The organism is Agrobacterium sp. rho-8.1, from assembly GCF_033957725.1.
Taxonomy (GTDB): domain Bacteria; phylum Pseudomonadota; class Alphaproteobacteria; order Rhizobiales; family Rhizobiaceae; genus Agrobacterium.
On sequence record NZ_CP192789.1, the window covers coordinates 1,657,347 to 1,675,223 of the forward strand.

16 protein-coding genes and 1 pseudogene are annotated in these 17,877 nt (G+C 55.7%); 5 read left to right on the forward strand and 12 right to left on the reverse strand.

The window, feature by feature from the left end; genetic code table 11:
- Window positions 1-49 precede the first annotated feature (49 nt).
- Window positions 50-919: an AraC family transcriptional regulator gene (locus tag RMR21_RS22530; protein WP_498671673.1), complete on the forward strand. Its 870-nt coding sequence runs from the start codon at window positions 50-52 to the stop codon at window positions 917-919.
- A 106-nt stretch (window positions 920-1,025) separates the two neighbouring features.
- Here RMR21_RS22530 and RMR21_RS22535 read toward each other — a convergent pair.
- From RMR21_RS22535 to RMR21_RS22580, 10 genes and pseudogenes are all read right to left on the reverse strand, one after another.
- A pseudogene (locus tag RMR21_RS22535) lies at window positions 1,026-1,205 on the reverse strand (tyrosine-type recombinase/integrase); the annotation flags it as partial.
- 234 nt (window positions 1,206-1,439) lie between these two features.
- Window positions 1,440-1,988: an AAA family ATPase gene (locus RMR21_RS22540; protein ID WP_498671675.1), complete on the reverse strand. Its 549-nt coding sequence runs from the start codon at window positions 1,986-1,988 to the stop codon at window positions 1,440-1,442.
- Between the two features lie 266 nt (window positions 1,989-2,254).
- On the reverse strand, window positions 2,255-2,797 hold the full coding sequence (locus tag RMR21_RS22545) for a CbrC family protein (protein ID WP_498671677.1): 543 nt from the start codon (window positions 2,795-2,797) through the stop codon (window positions 2,255-2,257).
- A gap of 507 nt (window positions 2,798-3,304) precedes the next feature.
- Window positions 3,305-4,420 carry an IS110 family RNA-guided transposase gene (locus RMR21_RS22550; RefSeq protein ID WP_498671681.1) on the reverse strand — a complete coding sequence of 372 codons (1,116 nt, stop codon included), beginning with the start codon at window positions 4,418-4,420 and terminating at the stop codon, window positions 3,305-3,307.
- A 593-nt stretch (window positions 4,421-5,013) separates the two neighbouring features.
- Entirely contained in the window at window positions 5,014-6,669 is a 1,656-nt protein-coding gene (locus RMR21_RS22555) for a glycoside hydrolase family 43 protein (RefSeq protein WP_498671683.1), read from the reverse strand.
- Window positions 6,670-6,728: 59 nt separating this feature from the next.
- The gene (locus RMR21_RS22560; protein ID WP_498671685.1) at window positions 6,729-7,547 is read right to left on the reverse strand and encodes an ABC transporter ATP-binding protein; all 819 of its coding nucleotides are present in this window, start codon (window positions 7,545-7,547) and stop codon (window positions 6,729-6,731) included.
- A 1-nt stretch (window position 7,548) separates the two neighbouring features.
- Window positions 7,549-8,397, reverse strand: a complete 849-nt coding sequence (locus RMR21_RS22565) for an ABC transporter ATP-binding protein (RefSeq protein WP_498671687.1) — start codon at window positions 8,395-8,397, stop codon at window positions 7,549-7,551.
- A complete protein-coding gene (locus RMR21_RS22570; protein ID WP_498671690.1) occupies window positions 8,390-9,304 on the reverse strand; it encodes an ABC transporter permease in 915 nt (304 codons plus the stop codon). The genes RMR21_RS22565 and RMR21_RS22570 overlap by 8 nt, the downstream gene beginning before the upstream one ends.
- A gap of 4 nt (window positions 9,305-9,308) precedes the next feature.
- Complete coding sequence (locus RMR21_RS22575; protein WP_498671692.1) at window positions 9,309-10,367, reverse strand: ABC transporter permease; 1,059 nt, start codon at window positions 10,365-10,367, stop codon at window positions 9,309-9,311.
- Window positions 10,368-10,389: 22 nt separating this feature from the next.
- On the reverse strand, window positions 10,390-11,982 hold the full coding sequence (locus RMR21_RS22580) for an ABC transporter substrate-binding protein (RefSeq protein WP_498671694.1): 1,593 nt from the start codon (window positions 11,980-11,982) through the stop codon (window positions 10,390-10,392).
- Window positions 11,983-12,096: 114 nt separating this feature from the next.
- On the opposite strand from RMR21_RS22580, the gene RMR21_RS22585 reads away from it, so the two are divergent.
- Genes RMR21_RS22585 through RMR21_RS22595 form a run of 3 tightly spaced genes read left to right on the forward strand, consistent with a single transcriptional unit; the run spans window position 12,097 to window position 14,882 of the window.
- On the forward strand, window positions 12,097-12,816 hold the full coding sequence (locus RMR21_RS22585; RefSeq protein ID WP_498671696.1) for a GntR family transcriptional regulator: 720 nt from the start codon (window positions 12,097-12,099) through the stop codon (window positions 12,814-12,816).
- Window positions 12,800-13,729 carry a dihydrodipicolinate synthase family protein gene (locus tag RMR21_RS22590; RefSeq protein WP_498671892.1) on the forward strand — a complete coding sequence of 310 codons (930 nt, stop codon included), beginning with the start codon at window positions 12,800-12,802 and terminating at the stop codon, window positions 13,727-13,729. Before RMR21_RS22585 ends, RMR21_RS22590 begins: the two co-directional genes overlap by 17 nt.
- A 13-nt stretch (window positions 13,730-13,742) precedes the next feature.
- Entirely contained in the window at window positions 13,743-14,882 is a 1,140-nt protein-coding gene (locus RMR21_RS22595) for a mandelate racemase/muconate lactonizing enzyme family protein (protein ID WP_498671698.1), read from the forward strand.
- Window positions 14,883-15,149: 267 nt separating this feature from the next.
- Here the strand turns inward: RMR21_RS22595 and RMR21_RS22600 are convergent, their stop codons facing one another.
- Window positions 15,150-15,284, reverse strand: coding sequence for a hypothetical protein (locus tag RMR21_RS22600; RefSeq protein ID WP_498671894.1), 135 nt, complete (start codon window positions 15,282-15,284; stop codon window positions 15,150-15,152).
- Entirely contained in the window at window positions 15,220-15,621 is a 402-nt protein-coding gene (locus tag RMR21_RS22605; protein ID WP_498671906.1) for a hypothetical protein, read from the reverse strand. The genes RMR21_RS22600 and RMR21_RS22605 overlap by 65 nt, the downstream gene beginning before the upstream one ends.
- Before the next feature lie 591 nt (window positions 15,622-16,212).
- Here RMR21_RS22605 and RMR21_RS22610 point away from each other — a divergent pair.
- Entirely contained in the window at window positions 16,213-17,181 is a 969-nt protein-coding gene (locus tag RMR21_RS22610) for an ATP-binding protein (protein ID WP_498671897.1), read from the forward strand.
- The last annotated feature ends 696 nt before the right edge of the window (window positions 17,182-17,877 follow it).

A 17,877-nucleotide genomic window follows, 5' to 3' on the forward strand; every position in this document is an offset into this window, starting at 1 on the left:
TTCTGCTTTCAGCATTGATCCGGTGATCTCGTTATGCGATTGGCCATGTATGAGTCAGATCATCGACAATCTCAAGAATTCCGCGCTGAAGAAGTCCACAGGCACACTTACCCGAACAGGCGTGCCGCGGGTGGACATCCTCAACGTTCCCGAGCCCACCGAACTCTTCCCGGAAATCTACCAGCCCCTGGTTAGCCTGATCCTGCAGGGCAGGAAACGATTATCGATTGGGAGCGAGGTTTTGGAATACGGGCCGGGAGACACCTTTATCGCTTCCGTGGAACTTCCTGTTGTCGGGGAAGTGGCTAACGCAAGTCCGTCTGCACCCTACCTAGCGCTCAGGCTGACTTTCGACAGTGTGGCGGTTGCGGACCTATTAAGGGACGTCGGCGGCCAGTCCGAGATGAGCGACACACGAACCTTCAGTGTCCATCAGGCGAGTGAGGACCTGCTTGATACCTGGACCCGATTGCTGCACCTGGCAGACAAGCCCCACGAGATCGGCGTGATGGCGCCCATGCTCGAACGCGAAATCCTGTTCAGACTGCTCCTCGGGCCGCAGGGTGCCATCCTTCGGCAGGTGGCAAGTATCGATAGCCGCTTCTCCCGGATCAGAGCCGCCGTGGCATGGATCAGGGTAAACTACGCCGCGCCGTTCCGGGCAGATGATCTTGCGCGGATTGCAGGAATGAGCGTATCCGCGTTTCATCGTGCCTTCAAAGCGAGCATCGGCCTCTCTCCGCTCGAGTACCAGAAGCACATCCGGCTCTACGAAGGTCGCAGAATGCTGTTTGCGTCACCTGGAAACGTAGGCGCTGTCGCTCTTACTGTCGGCTATCAGAGCCTTTCGCAGTTCACGCGCGAATACACCAGGACGTTCGGTACACCGCCAGCACGTGATGTGAAAAGCCTTCGGTAAAAGTAACGCTTTGCCGCAATTGCACGACTGCGCCATGTCCTAGTGGTCGGCTAATGTCGGCTTCTGGCGCGAGGGGGACCATCGGCGAACGCCGATGGTCAGAAGTCTACAGCTCAATCTGCTCAGCGACTCTCAGAGCATCATCCACCTCGACGCCAAGGTAGCGAACTGTGCTTTCGAGCTTCGTGTGACCGAGGAGAATTTGGACGGCTCGCAGGTTACCTGTCTTTTTGTAAATCTGCGCTGCCTTGGTTCGCCTCATGGAGTGGGTGCCATAAGCGAGGCTCTCCAGACCCTGATCCCATTCATGCGTGCAGCGGCTCCAAACGAAACTGAGCCACCAGACTGCGAAGAGAAGCATCACCCGCGTGGACGATCAGGCCATCTAGGATAAAAAGAAAGAGCTTGACCCCAATGCCCGATTAGAGAAGCGGTAATTGGAAGGTGGTATGTTTGTCGGAAATGGTGTGGCAAGGCGACAGCCCGCTTCTGGCATGCTCCGGGATAAACCACACTCCTTTCAAAGATTCGACTGGAGAACGCGGTAACGACTAGACCGTACAGCCGCCATAACAGCTCGAAGGTTTTCTTGCGGGTTTTGCCCGCTAACGGGGAGCACATGCGGTTCGTATGGCCCGAGATCGACAAACTGGGAGTGAAGGTCGGTTACTACTTTCGGATCGCTGAGGCTATCGCCGCCGCGAGCAGCACAGCGCTCCACAGCTTCGGTGACGGTGGTGCGCAGAATGATATAGTGGAGGGGCAGGTCGAGAACCTCGAAGGCAGGCAGCCAACTTGGCCGCACCACTCCATCAAGGACGACGAAGTAGCCGTGGCGGCCGTAGCGGCCTGCGACATCCGCAGCGATCTGCATAATCATACGGTTTTGATGGTCTGCCTCTTGAAGCCAAGGATTGATGTGACCGTGCTTGATGTAACCCCAGAAATCATCGGAATGGAGATGGACTTTCGGCACACCGGGCAGGTGCGCTAGCGAGTCGGCAGTTGTGGTCTTACCCGAACCCGGATGGCCGGAGAGAAGAAGGATATGGCCTGCAACATTGTTCATTGTAATCCTCTCGTGTCTCTCTTTAGCGAAGGATCAAACTCGCTGTCATCACAGAAATGCACTCGATTGCGGACATTTCTAAACACTTTGGAGAATGGCAGCAATTGGCGCTTCTGCGCCGTGGAGGCGGTTGGCCCATTGGGGACATTACCGAATAGACCGAGACGGGTTGACGAGAAGACTGGCAGCTTTGGAGATGGCGAGCGTCAATGGCGCAGAGCTACTGCTGGATGTACCACTCACAACGACGGCGCTCTTCGAGTGCGTCAGGTCATGTCAGCATATGCGCTGTACTCGCCGGATTGTCTGTCCCTGAAAAGATAGACAGCCGGCTGACCTCCTCGGGTGATTTCCGCAAAGTCGAATTCTTCGGAAAGGTGCCATTCATCCAGCGCCCTCCGGCAGGCAGCTATTTTTAGATCGTCCGCCTCGGCCAACAAGGTGACCCCATCGATCTCGCCAACGAACATCATGGCGTCCGTCTCCGAAAAAAGCCAGTGATTGGTCTGCCAGCCTTCAAATCCGGGCGTCCTGTTGCACACCGTGTCGATAATGTGTTTCGGGACGTTCTTCGGTATCGAATGGGCGTCGTTGAAAGAGGCATCCCACTTCCGCGTGGCCTCGCCGCTGTGGATACACCATGGGCATACGTGCAGAATGTTATCCTTGCAGTATATCGGGCCGCAGTACATGAATTCCCGGTCTTTTTCGCAGCATGGGCATTTCGCAAGCACAGGCACGACGCAGCCGTTTGCGATGGGATCGAGAAAATACTCGAAATTGGGCAGGTCTTCTCTAGGTACCGCCATACATAACTCCGTTGTCAATATTGCAAGGAAGACGGAACGAGCAAACCGTCGCTTGTCATATCTAACAAGAGCATAGACAGGTGGAAATTCATATTTTTGCTAGGGCGCTTCGACTTTTGTCCATCGTCCATGCGATGACAGCTATTGGCGCATTCTTGCCATCAATGCCGTAGCGGCATTTTTCGGAAAGCCCAATCGAGCTTGGTCAGTGTGCGAGGAAAACACCGCTCTGATGTCCGTTGTCAATGCTTTGGGCACGAGGAAACTACCGTCCCGGAGAAACGGTTGTGCATGATGATGATCGCGCATGGGTGGAGGCGGAACTCAAGGACGTCGGTGATCAAGCTCTGATGCGCGGGTTGGCTACCGCATTCCCGATTGTGCGTCCGGGGCTATTCCGATCTTACTGCGGGCGTCGGTCGAATGCCGGCCACAAAGCGTCTGACGGGTGTTCCCCTGCCGTTGTTCCGCCCCCGCCCATGCGCGAGGTCAAGTTCGATGCGCGATCTACGATCTGATCGACTGCGCCTCCCTTGCAACGGCCCACATGAAGCCACTCAGCTCGCGGGCAATGGCAGTACAAACCACCGTCGTTCGCTTTCCTCGTCCGGTCAACGTTCGATAACGAGACGTTAACCGGCACTGAGCCTTCCATGCGATCTCCCGCACTTTCGGCGGCGCTTGCTCCAGACGGTATAGCTTCCTCGCGCCAACCTTCGGCGGATGGCGATATGTCCATGCGCTCTCGACCAGCATGTGCCGAACACGCCCGTTACCTGCCTTGGTGATTGAGCCCCGTCTGACTGTCTCACCCGTTGATCGCTCACCAGGAACCAAGCCGAGATAGCCCATTAATTGGCGCGGACTTTCAAATCGGGTCACGTCGCCGACCTCCGTGGCGAAGGTGACGGCGACGATCAAATCGACCCCTCGTAACGTCTGCAGAGCTCGAACGACCGTGGCCAGCGACCAGGTCGGAATGAACTCCTCGATCACCTTCTCCAGTCGTTCGACGCGCTCCTTCGAAAGGCGCACCGCCTCGACCATTTCCTGCAAAGCGATCTGATGCGCGGGGTGATCGAACTGTTGCTCCTGCAGCCAGCATAGATATCGCATCGTCCAGCCCTTCTTGCGTGGATAGATGCGACTATGCTTGAGCATAAAGGCACTTACCTGTTGCCGATGAACCCGTAATGTCTCGACCGCAGCAGCTCGAGCCCGAACAAGATCGCGCATAGCCTCATGGCCCTCGTCGGGAACCCACACTGCCGTGAGCTCGCCGGCCCTCAATAGCCGAGCGAGCGCGAGTGCGTCTCGACGGTTCGTCTTCACCCTGTCGCCAGGCTTCCTCGGGATTAATGACGGGGCGACAACCATGCATTCATGGCCAAGGGATTGGATTAGCCGATAGAGGCCATAACCGGTCGGGCCGGCTTCATAGCAGAAATGCACGTGATCAAACTTTGCGGCTATTCGCTGAATTATGCGGCGCATGCTGGCATCGGATGCATCAACCTCGCCGAAAAAGCGTACCTCTCCGTCCCGGCCAGATTCGGCAACAGCAATCGCATTCTTCAGCTTGGCGACATCGATTCCGACAAAAGCTTCTCTATAATCTGCCACGGCTCGTCCTCCTGTGATGAGGATCGGCTCGGCCCATCCGAGCAACCCTCGGAAAACCAGTGTAGGACGAGCCACCCCACGCGAGAAGAAGGACATACGGTCTTACGAACAACGAACAGACATCCATGATGAATTCTGGACCGTAATCGACCCTATCTCGGATAGCTCGGCTAAGGTCCATCTTTAATCGAACAGGAAACGGACGACGACCATGAATGGCTTCCTGGGCCAAAGCAGAAGAGTGGTGTGCTCCCATCATTTGAGGTCACACCAGAGCGCATTCAGGCTTGGCTCGCCTTGTTGTCGCAGTTTGAAGCCGCTCTCGACGGTAAGACTCTCGTTCCGCATTGGCGTTTTGACAAGGGTATCAACCTTGCCAGGGTTTTCGACGATCCACGACCTTTCGATCTAATACTTTGGATAACCGGACCTGCCACAGTACCTTATCTTCAGGACGGACCCACTATGAGCAACGATCAATCGAGGCAGATCACTTCGATCTTTGAGGGAAACTTCGCTTCTTACGCCTTCTATTTCAACTAAGATTTGTCGACCGTTTCAATCGCCTGCGAAATAGCGGATTTGCTCCCGTTCTAAATTTCTTGGTCAATGTGCGGTGGCGAATAATTTCGCCACCGGTTCGTATCCCAACATGGCACGGAAGAGCCAGAATCATATATAAAATACGAGAAATCTGCGCACATAGCTTGTCCACTCGTGTCATTGGCCGCCATTCCGATAAATGCGCCGGTGAAATTGGCGTGTTCACCTTCTCCGCCTTCATCAGAAAGAGCGGAATGGTCCAACAGCGGCCCAATCCGTATCCAGGCATCGTCTTTCCAATAAAGGAAACGTGCGACGGCTCCCCGGACTTCTATCCGCATTTTCACGGGCCCCGGCGATACGGCAATCGCCTCGTCCAAGGCCAGTATGGTTTTGCCTACAGGCCAGGCACCATTACAATATAGGAGCTGAAGTGAACGACCGGCGTTTTCGTCATGAGTTAGGCAGAGATAATGGTACGCAAAGCTGTTGTAGTAGGCAATCAGACCTGCCATCTGGTGATAGCTCTGTGGATCGGCGTCAACTTCGGTTTCGGCATCGAAGTCAAAAAGCGTCTGGCGCCGTGCGACAAGTGACTGCTCGTACCAAGAGCCGACAGATTCACGCCCGAACATGCGCAAATAGCCTGGTCGCGCCGTGAGTGAAAACAGTCGGTCCGGATTGGGTGTCCGCAGCCATTGGAATGCGTCCGGAAGGCCGGTTTGCAGATCGAACGTATAACGTTCATTTTCGGACAAAGACTTCTGCTGTGTGTTGCTGGACATAGAAACCGTATCCTGCGGAACGAAGGGTTCGCCTTGCAGCCGTAACCAGCCATCGTCGCCCCAGACGCATTTTTGTATCGCGGTCTCCCGCCCCAGCACCGAACGGCCGATACCTGGAAGCGGTCGACTGCAAAGATGAACGAGATAGGTGTCGCCATTCGGCGTTTCCACCAGATCGCCATGACCCGCCCGCTGGAGGTTTGCATCGGGGTGGAACCGGCTGGTGACGACATGGGTGTCTGGGTGAAGCACGTATGGCCCCGCAATCTCACTTGAGCGCGCCATTGTCACGGCGTGTCGCATACCGGTGCCGCCTTCGGCGACCAGAAGATGATATCGCCCGTCGCGCCTATACAGGTGAGGGCCTTCTGCGAGACCATGTGATGAGCCGGCGAAAATATTGCTGATCGGACCGATCAATCGACCCTGCTCATGGTCGTACTCCTGCAGTAAAATGCCGCCGAACTTCGCGGGCCGGGCGCGGTAGTCCCAGGTGAGGTTCAATAGCCATTTGCGGCCATCTTCGTCATGGAACAGGGAGGGGTCGAAGCCGGAGGAATTCAGATAGGTGGGTGTCGACCAAGGACCGTCGATGGTTTCCGACGTCACCAGATAATTATGGCAGTCCTTGAATGAACCACTCTTGCGCTTGACGTCTGTGTAGATCAACCAGAAGCGACCATCTGCGTGGGTCAGGCACGGCGCCCAGACGCCGCAGGAATCCGGCGCCCCACGGAGATCCAGTTGCTCGGCTCGGTCGAGCGGTCTTTTCACAAGTCGCCAGTCACGAAGATCGGTTGAATGATAGATCTGGACGCCAGGATACCATTCAAATGTCGAGACAGCTATGTAGTAGTCGTTCCCAACCCGGCAGATCGAGGGATCCGGGTGGAAACCCGGCAGGATAGGGTTCTGAATCATAGTCTCACTCAAATTGTCACTGACGCATGTAGCGCCTGTTTAAAACCAGTTGACCAAGCTCAGGTCAGCCTTTCCATGTCCGCGGAGCCTGCGGTGAAACCGGCATCCGCCCCTTGCTTTCTGGATCGAGCTACATATCCGCGACTGCCATCCATCAGCGTGAGGGTGTAGGGATGCTTCACCGTATTTTCGAGCAACTGCTGCCTTGTGGCGATCTCGACGAAACCACCGCTTTGCATCACCGCAACCCGGTCGCACAGGTGGGCAACGACTGCGAGGTCGTGGCTGACGAGGATATAGGTGAGATTTTCACGCTCTCTCAGATCCTTGAGCAGGTTGAGGATCTCCGCCTGTATCGAGACGTCTAGCGCGGAAGTCGGCTCATCGAGAAGCAGGATACTTGGTTCGAGGATCAACGCGCGGGCAATCGCGACGCGTTGACGTTGTCCTCCCGACAACTGGTGCGGATATCGATAGCGGAAATTGAGCGGCAGGCCGACATCTGTCAGGACCTTTTCGATGCGATCTTGACGTCGGTCCTTGCCGTGGATTTCCAGTGGCTCGAGTAAGGTGCGACCAATCGTGTGTCGCGGGTGGATCGAGCCGAACGGATCCTGGAAAACCAGTTGTTGCTTGGCAAGCTGTCCGTGGGTGCGCTTTTGGGTGAGGGTCTCGCCATCGATCTCCATGATACCCGTCCACTGTTTGTTACGACCCGCGATCGCGCCGAGCACGGTGGATTTTCCGCAGCCGCTCTCGCCAACCAGTCCGAAAGTCTCACCTCTTGCGACCTCGAACGAAACGTCCTTCACCACTTTGATGAGGGTGTCGCCGCTGCCATATGATACGGCGAGATGGTCAATTTTGATCATGGGCATATCAGTTCTCCAGCCAGGCGGGATCGCGACGCAGCACTTCCAGCCTGTCACGTGGATGATCGAGGCTCGGCAGTGCGTTGAGAAGGCCACGGGTGTAAGGGTGCTTGGCCTGACCAAGATCGGCGGCGGCGATCGTTTCCACGATACGGCCCGCATACATGATGATTACCCTATCGCAGAAACTTCGAACAAGATTGAGGTCATGCGAGATGAAAATCAGACCGATATTTCTCTCCGTTACCAGATCATCGAGGATCGAAAGCACCTGCTGGCGAACCGTAACGTCCAGCGCTGAGGTCGGTTCATCGGCAATGATCAGGGAAGGGGAGGCGATCAGCATCATGGAGATCATGATGCGCTGTCCCATGCCGCCAGAGACTTCATGCGGATAGAGATCAAAGACACGCTGCGGATCACGGATTTGGACACGTTCCAGCATGGAAAGCGTCCGTTCGCGGGCTTCCTTTTTCGAGGCCCGTTCGTGCAGGATCACCGTTTCGGATATCTGCTCGCCGATGCTCATGACCGGATTGAGCGAATATTTAGGGTCCTGAAGGATCATCGCGATGCGGCGGCCTCGGATCGACAGCATCTCGTCTTCGGTGGCCCGAAGCAAGTCAATGCCTTCGAACTGAAGACCATCAGCCTTGACCACCGCATTCGACGGTTGCAGGCGCATGATGGCACGGCCCGTCGTACTCTTGCCTGATCCTGATTCTCCAATGATGCCGATCTTCTCGCGACCGACCGTGAAGGAGACATCCCGGACAGCTCTAACTGCACCTGACATCGACGGAAATTCGACCGACATGTTCTCGACGGTCAGGATGGTATCTGTGGATTTATGCATTGCGAGGATCCATGATGTCACGCAGCCCGTCGCCGAGCAGATTGAAAGCGAGGCTAACGACGAGGATGGCAATCCCCGGTACTGTCGTCAGCCACCAAGCATCCAGCAGATACTGGCGACCGGATGCGGCCATCGAGCCCCACTCTGGGAGCGGCGGCTGCGCCCCCAGCCCGAGGAAGCCGAGCCCTGCGGCAGTGAGGATGATGCTCGACATGTTGAGCGTCAGGCGCACAATGACGGACGGCGCGCAGAGTGGCACGATGTGACGCAAGAGGATGCGGCCCATGCCGGCACCCTGGAGTTCTGCCGCGACAACGAAGTCCGCATGGCGAAAAGTCAAGGTCTCTGCGCGGGCAAGGCGGGCAATCGGCGGCCAGACCGTCAGAGCGATCGCGATCACCGCATTCTCAATGCCAGGTCCAAGCGCTGCAGAGAATGCAAGTGCGAGAACGAGGCTTGGGAAAGAGAGGAAAATGTCGGTAATGCGCATCAGCACGACATCGACCCATCCGCCGAGATAGCCTGCGGTCGCACCGATCACGAAGCCGATCGGCCCGACGATGACGGTCACGAGAATGGCGATGTAAAGCGTGGTGCGGCCGCCATAGACGAGCCGAGCGAAAACATCGCGCCCGAATTCGTCGGTGCCGAACCAATGCGCGGACGACGGAGCTTGCAGTGCTTTCATGAAGTCCTGAGCGATCGGATCCTGAAGCGGCATGAAAGGTGCCAGAGATGCCATGAGGATCAGGAAGACGATAACGACGAACCCTGCCAGAGCAAGCGGATTGGCAACCAAGCTCAGCCACGCGATATAGATGTTGTGTAGGCGGGCCTGACGCGAGGAACTGAATTCCTCATTGATGAGCCAGGTGTGGAGGTTTGAGAACGTACCTGATTTTGTCATGGTCTCACCGGGTCCTTGGATCGATAAAGCGATAGGCGATGTCTGACAGGAAGTTGATGGCGATTGAAATCAGCCCGATCAAGAACACGCTTCCGAGGACAGCATTCATGTCAGCAAAAAACAGGGCGGAGGTCAGGTATTGTCCGAGCCCCGGCCATGCGAACACCGTCTCGATCAGCACTGTTCCGTCTAGCAAGCCGCAATACGCGAGTGCGACGACGGTCAGAAGCTGCACACGAATGTTGCGGAAGGCGTGCCGCCATATGATCGGTCGTTTGCCGAGACCCTTGGCGCGGGCTGTGAGGATATATTCCTGGTGGAGCTGTTCCAGCATGAAGCTGCGTGTCATGCGGCTGAGATAAGCCATCGCTGCATAACCGAGGATCAAGGCCGGAGCGATGAGGTGGTGCAGCGCGCTCCAGAAGACATCCCAATGCCCCCCCAGCAAGCTGTCAATCAGAACGGAATTCGTCCACGCCTCGACAATCCCCTCGTTATAGACATATATCCGGCCGCCTGGCGGGATGACGCCGAGTTGTGCGTAAAACAGCAGGATAACGATCGTGCCGAGCCAGAAGATCGGCGTCGAATATCCGAGCAGGCCCACGACGCGGGCAACATGGTCGACCCATGTGCCCTTGCGGACAGCGGCGAGTACGCCGAGCGGGACACCGAGACCCGCACCGATCAATGTCGCAAGGGTCGCCAGTTCCAGCGTGGCGGGAAACACTCGTGCGAGATCGTTAACCACGGGCTGTTTGGTGATATTCGACTGACCGAAATCCAACTGTACGGCATTGCCGAGATAGTTCGCGAACTGCACGTATATCGGTCGGTCAAGGCCCATCTCTTTGTAGACGCGGTCATATGTCGCCTGATCCGATTGATCGCCAATGGCAGCGATCACGGGATCGGCAGGCACCATGCGTCCGACGACGAAGGTGATGACGAGTAGACCGAGCAATGTCGTCAGGATCACAATCGCCGAGGTGGCGACTTTGCGTGCTGCCTTGAAAAGCGAATGGCTCGGAACTGGAGTAGATGGGGTCTGTGAAATACTCATGGCACTGTCCTTGGTTCGCAAATCATTCGCTTTTAGAAACGGTGTCCCAGCGTGTCAGCCATGTCGGATGTCCGATATAACCTTTCACTTCCATGCGAACGGCTTTGGGATCGGTACGTTGGAATGACGTGACAAGAGCTGGTGAAGCGCGCAGATAGGCGTCGTTAATCCGTACATACAATTCTCTGCGCTTTTCCGGATCAATCTCGTGGGCGGCCGCAATCACCATATCTTGTATGTCTTTTGGGACATCCCACGCGGTGCGCCAGGCGACGAGCCCGGCGAGTTTTGCTGCATCGGAATTGTCGGCATTCGTTGCATAAGATTGAAGAACCGCATGCGGGTCAGGAAGACGATCGCCGGTGCGTGATGAAAACAATTCGAATTGCCGAGACCTGAACTTTCCGATCTGGTCACCGATCTGCAAGTCGAGTTTAATCCCAGCCTTGGCGGCATTATTCTGAAGCGATATTCCTACTTCGGATTCCGGTGTTCCGGGTTGGGCGAAATAGACTTTTGAGAAGCCGTTGGGATAGCCCGCTTCGGTGAGCAGTTGTTTTGCCTTGTCGATGTCCAGTTTGTAAGGGTTGTCACTCCTAGCGCCCGGCAGGCCAGCCGGGATGATCGATTGCTGCTTGGTGCCGTAGTATTTCATGACGGTGCTGCTGAGGCCGTCATAATCTATGAGATAGCGAAAGGCCTCGCGAACCTTGGGGTTGGAAAGGATCACGTCCTTCTGGTTCAGTGCCAGATAGTAAAAGCCGAATCCTGGTACCTTCTGGACCGAAACCTTGCCGTCGGCTTCAAGCCCTGAAAGGTCCGTCGACGATAATCGCGTCGCAACGTCTACGTCACCCGCATCAATCTGAAGCCGCTGGGCAGAGGATTCAGGGATATGGCTCATGAACACCCGCCGCATGGCAGGCATGCCTTTCCAGTAGTCCTTGAATGCATCAGCGATCAGAAGTTGATTGGAACGCCAAGTGGTCAGGGAATACGGGCCCGAGCCAGCGTCCTGGGTCTGGAGGTAGTTGCGCGCCCAGTCGCCGTTTTTCTCCCTGCTTGCCAGAAAGGCGCTATCGACGATCGAGGTTGAGAAACTGGCCAAAGAATAGAGAATGAGGTTGGGGTTCCAGACTTCCGGTGTCTGCAGCACCAGCGTTTGGTCATCCGTCGCACGGATAAGAGCATCGACATTCTTTGCCGAAAAACCCCATTGGCGAAGGTCGGTCGACGGTGCGAGCCCCAGCTTCACAAGCCGGCGCAGAGACCACTCAACATCTTTCGCTGTCAGCGGATTGCCGGAGTGAAACCGCACTCCCTGCCGGATCTTGAAGGTGAATGTCTTCCCATCTTCAGCCACCGTCCAGCTCTCGGCGAGCGAGGGCTTTGGTACTGTAATGTTATCGGCCGGCAGCTCGATAAGCCGGTCATAGAGATTGGCCACGACCTCGGCAGCCTCGAGCTGGTTGATTTCATGCGGATCAAGACCGCGCATCGACGTCATCATGATGGCGATGACAAGTTGATCCGATGGCGTTTTTGCGAGAGCAGGAATGCCGCAGGATCCGATCATCGCAGAGCCTACGATAGCAAGAAATGTTCGCTTTAACATGGATATCTCCCAAGGCTCCTCAACCCCATTAGTCGAAATTTGTTGTCGACAAAGACATCAAATCTGATATACCAGATCTCATATTAATTTCGTCACGTCAACGGATTTTGGGAAATGATCAATCGCTCAGACACGCCCGCCGGTGGCGTGGGATTTCAAAAGATCGACGCCAGCTTCAATGTCACAGTCCGGGATCACGTCCATCGGATGATGCGTGCAGCCATAATTTCCGGGCGTTTTGCTACTGGTGAGAAAGTCAACGAGCGAAGCCTTGCTGAACAGTTCGGGGTCAGTACTACGCCCATCAAGGAGGCCCTTCGGCAGTTGGAAACCGAAGGGTTGGTTGAAGCCCTGCCGCGGCGCGGCGTGATCATACGGTTTGCAAGCAGTTGGGCAGAGGAAATGATCCTCGCGCGCGCTGCACTGGAATCGATGATTGCCCATCTGGCTGCAAAGCGGATCGACAAGAAAGCGGGTGTCGAACTCGTTGCGACCGCCAATCTGATGCGCAAGGCAACGACATCGGGCGATGCTGACGGTCTGATCGCGCTCAACGAGACCTTCCACGATCTCATCCACAGGAGTTCGCGGTGCAGCTATCTCTCCAAGCTGATCGAACGCCAGCAATTTTATGATGCGAGCATCCGTCGCGTCATTCACCTCGATCCGTCAGAGCGCCAGAAGGCGCTTGAGGAGCATGTCGCCATCGCCGACGCAATCGTCGCCGGAGATGCAGACAGGGCGGAGCGCTTAATGCGCGACCATGTCGTGCGTTCGGGCGAAACCTACCTGTCCATCGTATTTGGAAAGCAGAAGGATAGTGAGCGTGACTGAAAAACTACAGGCCGTAAGAACGGCTCTTTCCGGGATATCAGGCGTTCCCGTGACACCTTACGGGAGCGACGGCTCGATTGATATGCAGAAGCTTGACGGGCTGATCAAAGGACTTGCCGCGGCTAAGGTCCACAACCTGATGGCGGCGGGCAATACCGGTGAGTTTTTCACGCTCACGATGGACGAGATCCGCCTCGTGCACAATACGACCATCAAGGCTGCGGACGGCAAGGCTCTTGTCAGTGCGGCCGTTGGCCGGTCGCTGACCGATGCAAAGGCGCTGGCGAGCGACGCCATCGCCGCAGGTGCCGACGCGATCATGGGGCATCATCCGATGGATCCGTTTGCCGGACCAGCTTATCAGGCTGCCTATTTTCTTGAGCTGGCGGAATTTTGCACGATTCCAGTCATTGCCTATGTGCGCAGCGACGGCTTCTCCGTAGACGATTTCCGCAAACTGGCGCTACACCCCAATATAGCCGGTATCAAATTCGCCTCGCCTAATCTCATGCTACTGGCCGAAGTGATCCGCGCTACCCATGACGCACCGGCGATCTGGGTTTGCGGACTTGCAGAAGGTTGGGCACCGGCATTTTACGCAATGGGCGCACGCGGCTTCACCTCGGGTCTCGTCAACGTCTTTCCCGAGCGTTCACACGCTATCCATGCGGCGCTCGAATCCGGCGATTATGCTACGGCACGCGGCCTGATCGATGGAATTGCCCAGTTCGAGGCGTTACGCACGAAATACAATAATGGCGCTAACGTTACCGTCGTCAAGGAGGCGCTCGGCATGCTCGGGACGGATGTCGGCCCTGTGCGCGTGCCGGGCGTGGTCGAACTGACAGCAGTTGAGCGTGAGATCCTCCGCGAAGTCGTGGACCGTGTTCGCTCCGACGCAAAAGCTGCTTGAGGGAGAATTATAAGTGCATATCACTGGAATTAAGACCTACATGCAGCGCGTGGACGAACGCCCGCGACTGCTTCTCAAGATAGAGACGAGCGAGGGCATCAGCGGCTGGGGCGAATGTTACAATCACGGCCCCGACTGGTCGCTGCCGCCGCTTTTCGACTACCTGTTTCATCAGATCGAAGGCGAAGATCCGCGCCGGGTCGAATATCTCGTACTCAAGCTCAATCAGCAGTGCCGGTTTCCTCCCGGGGCTCTGGGCCTCGCCGCAATTTCCGCGATCGACCATGCGTTGTGGGATATCGCCGGCAAGGCTGCGGGTCTGCCGGTGTATATGTTGCTGGGTGGTAGTGTCCGTGACCGCGTACGCGTATATTGTGGCGTCTATACTGCACCGGATGCAGAACACGCGCTCGATCAGACGCTAAAGCTTAACGAAGACTACGGTTACACGGCGTTCAAGCTCAGCCCGTATCGCCGCGATCTGCACACAGGCCGATGGGGCGAACTGGTCAAGGAAACTGGTGATTGGTTCGGAAGAATACGCGAAATCACCCCGTCGCATTTCGAATTCGCCTTCGATGCCCATGCCAAAATCTTCGAACCATACAAGGCCGTTCAGCTGGCTGCGGCGATCGCCCCGAACGACCCGCTTTTCTATGAGGAGCCTATTCGACCCGAACACATTCCTGCATGGCGGGAACTGAAGTCGAAGGTCAACGTGCCACTCGCCACGGGTGAGTCTCTCTATAACCGCTTCGAATTCCTGTCCCTGCTATCGGCACAGGGTGCCGATATCATCCAACCTGACATCTGCGTTGTGGGAGGCGTCTGTGAAATGCGCCGCATCGCCACGCTTGCCGAAGCCCATTATGTGACCGTCGCACCGCATAATCCGATGGGTCCGTTGGCTACTGCAGTCAATATCCATTTCTGCGCCGCACAGCCGAACTTCCAGATCCTGGAGTTTAAGCCGCATGTCCACGCGCCGTGGGCGCTTGATCCATACATGCCGGTAGATGGACACATGGAGTTGCGGCCCGACCGTCCAGGCTGGGGGATTGAGATCGACGAAAAAGCTTTGCTGACGGACGACTACATCCATTGGCAACGCAAAATCACCAACAAACCGGATGGATCTACGGCCTATCCCTGACTGTGAAAGTTGCGATATGCCATCGCTGACACCAATGAAACAATCATGGGGTGCGAGCCCCATGATTGCTTGAAACATCGCAGCGCCCATGATGAAAGGCCGTCACGCAAGTCCCCATTTCGCGAGGTTTCGAAGGTACAATGCGAAGGCGTAGACATTATCGATCACGCACTAATTCTCCAGTTTAAGGGTGGCCCCTTCCTAGAGGTTCCTCGTTCGTATCAATTCAATAGCATATCTATTCAGATGGACCTGAGATCCAGTTCATCATGAAAGACCGTACCATGCACCGCGGCCTGCACCGTGCAGGACGAGGTGCCCTCGATCCACGAGTGCCTTAAGATGATCCTTGATTGTGTGACGGCTTGCTTGGGTGATACGGGCAGCCTCTGCGACCGTGATCCGCCCGTGCTCGCGCGCCAACTCGAGCAATGCGACGGATAACTCCGGCATGTCGGCGAGGATGATAGCCGGAAACCTCTTGCTCGTCGCGTGTCGTAAACGACCCCAAGCGAATGTTTGCCAGCAGCTTTTCGACCTCTCGGTCGGTGAGGCGTGCCCCTTCAATACGTGTGGAGGAACCGACGCTTTCGATCGTGGCGATACGCCTCAGGCTGGACAATCGCTCAAGCGCGATCCGGCCTATCGCACGCCAGGCTCCTTTGAATTCGTCGATCTCGGCAATCAGCGAAAGGATTTCGGGCGTGATTCGGACGCTCGTGGTGTTTAAAAATTCCATTTTAACCTCCATTTCCATCCAATTCCTGAAGCGCAGTTATGCATCATTTATTCATCCATTTTCCACGACACAGTTGTCAAACCTGCCGTATGATGGCGAGCCACCTCAAGCGAATCCAAACTTTTGCAGCGAGACGAGAGAAGATGGGCAAGGACTGCTCTCAAAAATTCGAGACGGTCATCCTACGTGGTTGGCAAGGCACTAGCGAACGAGCTCGGGGACTGGGATTTCTAAGTCTCTGACATCCCTAACGGTCTGGATGAGATCGACGCGAAACAAGAGCGCGGTCGTAGGTTCGACTCCGCTCAAGGCGTTGGATTCATCCATTGTAAAGTTCAGCATTGTGTTCAGCGTATACACGAATTTTCTCCCCCATCATTCATGACCATCCTCTCGGCGGGTTTCAGCTAAATCAGTTTGGGTGATTGATTAGCGAGAGGCGGTGCCTGCTTAACTCTCGCCTACCTCATGCCACCGAGTTCGGGCCTCGATTTTCAATCAGCCGCCAAGTTAATTTCAAATGGTCACATCTTAACTTTCAATTAGTCAATAATATACTTTCAAACGGTCATTGAGAGGAATACGGCCGTGATGCTCTATCCAAGACTCGTCGAGCAACGCGTTGCCGATGCCATGTTAGACACAAGGGTGATTATGATCGTCGGTCCCCGACAATCAGGAAAAAAGACGCTGGCAAAGAAGATCGCCAACGAGGCCACGGAGTATTACACTTTAGACAATGCGACCACCCTGGAGGCAGCGCGACAGGATCCGGTTGGCTTCGTAAGGCATATAGATCGCGCCGTGATCGATGAAATTCAACTCGCCCCCGAGCTGTTGCTCGCTATCAAAGAAAGTGTGGATACCGACCAGCGCCCGGGACGTTTCCTCCTGACCGGTTCAGCTAATATTATGACGTTACCACGCGTGGCGGACTCCCTCGCAGGACGCATGGAGGTCGTTCGACTGCTGCCGCTTGCGCAGAGCGAGATCAGAACCGCGGGCAGCAGCTTCCTGAACGACGCCTTTCAAAATGAAACAAAGGTCGGAGAACCCGTCATCGGAGACGACTTGATGGCTGCGGTCCTTGCCGGTGGATATCCCGAGGAGGCATTGGGCCGCAAAACGTTGGGCCGCAAACACGACTGGTATGCGGATTATATCCAAGCGATCGTTCAGCGCGACGTTCGTGATGTTGCTCAAATCGAGCAGATTGCGCAAATGCCGCGCTTGCTGCGCGTTCTAGCTGAGCATTCGGGACAACTCGTGAACTACTCCGGAATTGGCGCCCCCATCGGGATGAACCACGTCACAACCCAGAAATACGTCGGTATATTCGAGAGCCTGTTTCTCGCCCGAACCGTTCAACCTTGGTTTTCCAACAAACTGAAGCGCTTGACCAAAACCCCTAAAATACATTTCCTCGATTCCGGTCTTCTCGCATCTCTTCGTGACCTGTCTCTCGAGAGAATGCGGGACGACAGAGGGCAGTTCGGGGCGTTCCTGAAGACTTTCGTTTTTGGGGAGATAAATTGTAGCGGAATGGTCGATAGAAGTTAAGCGGAATGGTCGGTATATGGTCAGCGATATGGTCGACGGACAGGCAGCGATATGGGCGGAAGACCCGAAGCGGAATGCTATCGGGATTGCCACCCACCGGTAGGGCTACGGTCTATCCCGAGAGACTGTCCCGTCCATGTCGCCCTCGACCATCTGGGAGGAATGGCCTGAGGCATGCAGGGTGGGAATTGGACAGGCTGAACAGAAATATTGCTAGAAAGCCAATGCGACGCTACGTCATCGGGCCAAAAGTCCCGACCTCGAAGGCCGATAACTTCAACCTTCTATGACAAATACCGCAATTATAAGACGTAAATCTTATGGCATTTACTACCTAATTCCGGGTTATTCCGCGCGGAAAACTGAGCTGTGAAACACCATGATGGAAAACGATCTCGATCCGAGTGCTTCGTACGCTCTGTGGAACCAGGCGTTGCACAGGATCGATGCCAGGCTCCGGCGGCGAGTTCGTAACGAATTCGAACAGTGGGGCATCCGATTTCCATGCGACTCCGATTCCGTTTTGGGTGAGCTCGACGCTTGGCAACGAACTTGGCCCGATCTCGCGAACACGCCAATCGCCGAGGGGTTAACGTGACGATGCCTCTGGATCTTATCCGGTCTCTTGGTGGTCGAAATGCGGCTAGGGTTCTGCCAGAGGCAGAACCGCCAACGGCATGACCTGACGATGAATAA

Bases quoted from the DNA above. Each gene is read 5' to 3' on its own strand.
- RMR21_RS22575 (WP_498671692.1), bottom strand. From the start codon at position 10,367: ATGAGTATTTCACAGACCCCATCTACTCCAGTTCCGAGCCATTCGCTT.
- RMR21_RS22555 (WP_498671683.1), bottom strand. From the start codon at position 6,669: ATGATTCAGAACCCTATCCTGCCGGGTTTCCACCCGGATCCCTCGATC.
- RMR21_RS22605 (WP_498671906.1), bottom strand. From the start codon at position 15,621: ATGGAATTTTTAAACACCACGAGCGTCCGAATCACGCCCGAAATCCTT.
- RMR21_RS22610 (WP_498671897.1), top strand. From the start codon at position 16,213: ATGCTCTATCCAAGACTCGTCGAGCAACGCGTTGCCGATGCCATGTTA.
- RMR21_RS22565 (WP_498671687.1), bottom strand. From the start codon at position 8,397: ATGCATAAATCCACAGATACCATCCTGACCGTCGAGAACATGTCGGTC.
- RMR21_RS22570 (WP_498671690.1), bottom strand. From the start codon at position 9,304: ATGACAAAATCAGGTACGTTCTCAAACCTCCACACCTGGCTCATCAAT.
- RMR21_RS22585 (WP_498671696.1), top strand. From the start codon at position 12,097: ATGATCAATCGCTCAGACACGCCCGCCGGTGGCGTGGGATTTCAAAAG.
- RMR21_RS22530 (WP_498671673.1), top strand. From the start codon at position 50: ATGAGTCAGATCATCGACAATCTCAAGAATTCCGCGCTGAAGAAGTCC.
- RMR21_RS22540 (WP_498671675.1), bottom strand. From the start codon at position 1,988: ATGAACAATGTTGCAGGCCATATCCTTCTTCTCTCCGGCCATCCGGGT.
- RMR21_RS22580 (WP_498671694.1), bottom strand. From the start codon at position 11,982: ATGTTAAAGCGAACATTTCTTGCTATCGTAGGCTCTGCGATGATCGGA.
- RMR21_RS22545 (WP_498671677.1), bottom strand. From the start codon at position 2,797: ATGGCGGTACCTAGAGAAGACCTGCCCAATTTCGAGTATTTTCTCGAT.
- RMR21_RS22560 (WP_498671685.1), bottom strand. From the start codon at position 7,547: ATGCCCATGATCAAAATTGACCATCTCGCCGTATCATATGGCAGCGGC.